The organism is Sphingomonas sp. LH128, from assembly GCF_000293195.2.
In the GTDB taxonomy this organism is placed as follows: domain Bacteria; phylum Pseudomonadota; class Alphaproteobacteria; order Sphingomonadales; family Sphingomonadaceae; genus Novosphingobium; species Novosphingobium resinovorum_A.
On sequence record NZ_ALVC01000599.1, the window covers coordinates 1 to 3,878 of the forward strand.

General features: G+C 61.6%; 2 protein-coding genes and 2 pseudogenes. 1 reads left to right on the forward strand and 3 read right to left on the reverse strand.

The window, feature by feature from the left end:
• A pseudogene (locus LH128_RS30515) lies at window positions 1–184 on the reverse strand (DUF7146 domain-containing protein); the annotation flags it as partial.
• Window positions 185–276: 92 nt separating this feature from the next.
• Between LH128_RS30515 and LH128_RS32690 the strand changes: the two are divergent.
• Window positions 277–885 (forward strand): annotated as a pseudogene (locus tag LH128_RS32690) (transposase); the annotation flags it as partial.
• A gap of 114 nt (window positions 886–999) precedes the next feature.
• Here LH128_RS32690 and htpG read toward each other — a convergent pair.
• Window positions 1,000–2,886 carry a molecular chaperone HtpG gene (gene htpG, locus LH128_RS30525; RefSeq protein WP_008833552.1) on the reverse strand — a complete coding sequence of 629 codons (1,887 nt, stop codon included), beginning with the start codon at window positions 2,884–2,886 and terminating at the stop codon, window positions 1,000–1,002.
• Window positions 2,887–3,552: 666 nt separating this feature from the next.
• Window positions 3,553–3,878: hypothetical protein (locus tag LH128_RS30530; protein ID WP_327195331.1), on the reverse strand; the 326-nt coding region annotated here is incomplete at its 5' end.

A 3,878-nucleotide genomic window follows, 5' to 3' on the forward strand; every position in this document is an offset into this window, starting at 1 on the left:
TCTCGAAGCCTTCGGCAAGGCCGATGGTGGGACCGGTACCGCCCCCACGCCATGCGCACATGCCGAGCGAACCGATGGTGGCCTTGCCGGTGTAGCGCGCGGTTTCGGGATCTAGGAAGATCCGCTGCAGGGCAACGAGCCGCTGGCCTTCGCGCACGGCGACAAGCACGGCGGGCTTGAACACGGTGTTGGGCTTCGCACCATGAGGGCATCGCGGAGGTGGGTTCAACGGGTGGAGGCAACACTTTAATTTTTTGCGGAAGATGGAGTGTCGCAATGAAGCAGCGTCGTCGGATCTATTACACGGCCAGTCAGCGAGCAGAGATATGGGATCGCTGGCAGCGCGGGGAGTCGATGAGTTCGATCGGACGAAGGTTTGATCGAGAGTAATCGTCGGTACTTTCGGTGATTTCGCCGACAGGCGGCATCCGGCCTGCCGCTTGCAAGCGCGGCAGTCGTGCGCTGAGCCTTGCCGAGCGCGAGGAGATATCGCTTGGCCTGAGCGTCTGCGAACCCTTGCGTGCGATAGCACGGCGACTGGGCCGCTCGCCCTCGACAATCAGTCGCGAAGTCAGGCGTAATGGCGGCGTTGCGCGGTATCGGGCGACCATATCCGATCAGGCGGCATGGGACCGCGCCTTGCGGCCCAAGCCCTGCAAGCTGGCTTGCTCGCCATCGCCGGCACAGGCAGTAACAGTCAAGTTGCGCCGCAAATGGTCACCGGAACAGATTGCGGGGTGGCTCAGGCGCAGCTTTCCCGAGGAGCCGCATAAACAGGTGTCGCACGAGACCATCTACAGAAGCCTGTATATGCAGGCGCGCGGGGTTCTGAAGAAGGAACTGCTGAGGCATCTGCGCGCCCGGCGCACGATCCGCATGTCGCGGCCGAAGGTGCCTTGGCCTATCGCCGGGACGACATCGTCGGGATGATGGACAACATGCAACGTCCTGGGAGCCGCGAAAGACGAGGGGGGCCCGTCGGCTCCCCCCTGTCCTGCATTAGCCCAGCGTCTTGGCTATCAGGCGTTCGAGCCGCTGCGCGAAGGCACGGGGGTCCGCGGGAGCTTCTCCCTCAGCGATACGCGCCTCGTCGAACAACAGGAATGCGATGTCCCGCCGCTCATCCTCGCTCGCCGTCGACTGGTCCAACCTGGCGATCAGCCCATGGCGCGCATTCACTTCCAGCACCGGCTTTTCGCGTTCGGGCGCACGGCCGGCGGCGGCCAGCATCTTCTCAAGCTGAAGATCCATGGCGTTGTCCGGCGCCACGATGCACACGGCGCTGGTGGTCAAACGGTCGGAGATACGGACGTCGGAGACGTGATCCGCCAGCACCTCCTTGGCAAAGGCGATGAACCCGCTGACATCCTCTGCCGCGTTCGATGTATCTGCGCTCTCCTCTGCCAAAGGGATCAGGCTGAGGTCGCTGGAGCCCTGCGTCACCGACTTGAAGGGTTTGCCTTCATAATCGACGCCCATCGTCGTCCAGAAATTGTCGACCTGGTCGGGCAGCAGCAAGACCTCGATGCCCCGTGCCTTGAACCCTTCGAGCTGGGGAGACGTCGCGATCCTATCGAGGTCATCGCCGGTAGCATAGAAGATCGCAGTCTGATTTTCCTTGAGCCCCGCTACATAATCCTTGAGCGAGCGCCACTCGCCGTTCGATGCCGTCGTCTTGAAGCGAGCAAGCCCAAGCAACTGCGCGCGCCGCTCGTAATCTTCGTAAAGCCCTTCCTTGAGCACTGCCCCGAAATTGTCCCAGATCGCCGCGTAGCGATCGGCGTCACTCTCCGACAGCTTGTCGAGTTCCGAGAGGATGCGATTGCTCACGCCTTTCTGGATGGCCGACAGCACGGGGCTTTCCTGGATCATCTCGCGCGACATGTTGAGCGGGAGGTCCGCGGAATCGACGAGGCCGCGCACAAATCGCAGATAGCGCGGGAGGATCTCCGCTTCGTCGGTGATGAAAACCCTTCGCACATAGAGTTTGATGCGGCCATTGCGGTCGGGGTCGAAGAGGTCGAAAGGCTTGCTCTCCGGGATGAAGGTCAGCACCGAATACTCGTGCCGCCCTTCGGCCCGGTAGTGCAGCGTCATCGCCGGCTTGTCGAACTGCCCCGCCACGCTGCGATAGAAGTCGGCATACTCATCCTCGCTGATGTCCGACTTCGACCTGGCCCACAGCGCCGCGCCGTCGGCAAGCTGCCGAGCTTCTTCCTCGCTCCCGGTTTCCTCCACGAATATCGGCACCGGGACGTGGCCCGACTGAGCCTTGACGATCCGTTCGACAGTGTAGAGCTCGGCATAGCTTTTCGCTTCGTCGAGCAAGGTCAGCGTTACCCTCGTTCCCCGCAAGGGGGCGGCAGCGGGATCGACCGGAGCTATGGTGTAAGTGCCCGAACCATCGGATGCCCAGCTCGCCGCCTCGTCCTCACCCGCGCGGCGGGAGACGACCTCGACTTTGCCCGCGACCATGAAGGCCGAGTAGAAGCCCACGCCGAACTGGCCGATGAGCTGCTGTCCCTCGCCGTTCTTGTCGGCGGCGAGCCTGTCCATGAACGCCTTCGTCCCCGACCGGGCAATGGTGCCCAGGGTCTCGGCCATGTCGATCGCGGACATCCCGATGCCATTGTCCGTGACGGTGAGGGTTCCGGCCTCCTTGTCTAGCGTCACGGTGATGCGCGGCTGGGCGTCGTCGCCAAGCAGTTCGGGCCGGGAGATCGCTTCGTAGCGCAGCTTCTCGCAGGCATCGGCAGCGTTGGAGATAAGCTCGCGCAGGAACACGTCCCGGTCCGAATAGACCGAATGGACCATCATGTGCAGGAGCTTGGAAACATCGGCCTCGAAGGCGCGGGTCTCAGGGGCGGCAAACGTCTCGGTCGTCATCGTCTCTTCGGCTCACATGTTTCGGACTTATGCCAGCCAGATGGATCGGAACGTTTCCACGTTCAAGAGGGCCGACTCTCGGATATGCGGGTGAGGACTGGCAGCCCACCCATTTGATTTAGGAGGCTCGCATCAGTGCGCCCAGCTGTTTTCGCAGAGACGGTCCCTCCAAATGAGAATCGACATTGGTGAAGCCCTCTTTCGCAAGTGCGATAGCCAGGCTTTGCAGGTTCTTACAGCTGCCTCCTCGAGCGATCTCGAAAGCGCGCTCCATAATCGGACGTCCAGTTATCAAGCAATCCTCCCGTTCCCAATTCGTGCATCGTCACCCTTCATCAAGGTGACGGAAAAATGAGGCCTGGCCGGTGTAGAAGATACATCCCGCGACCAGGCCCCAGGGAATCTCCAGTTGCGGGTTAGGTCAACCAGGATGAGGGTATGTGATAAAGGCAGACCGGCAAGAACGGTTGCTGCGACCTGAAAATATTCTCCCCCTACGCAGTATCCAAACCTTGATGGTCTCGATCCCGATAAAGTGGCCCAGCGCTAGCTTGCGGAACGTGCGCCGGGCCCAGGTTTTCACGTCAACCATGACTTGTTCCTCAGGATAGGAACGTCTTGGAGATCCGCTTGGTTTACGTGGCTCACGCGCCGATCGGCGGAGGCTCAAAAATGGGTAAGGGATAGCTGCAGTTGATCGTCCTGCTTCGGCTCGGTGTTGGCTGGCGGTGCGAGCCTCGCCGCATCAGACAGGTCGTTGCCCTCGATGCAGACAAGATCGCGCGTGATCTCCACCTTCTCCCGCAGGCGCTGCAGAACGGCGGGAAAAATGCCGCGCAGCTGGCGGCAGTCCTCCTGCGTGGCGTCGGCCCTATCGGCTTGGTCGAAGCGGTGCTGAGCCAGCGCGATTAAGACATCGTCGGCTATCGGGCCGGTCACCAGGATACCCAATCCATCTCGGCGTCGTCGACCGCTTCGAACATTTCTGGATC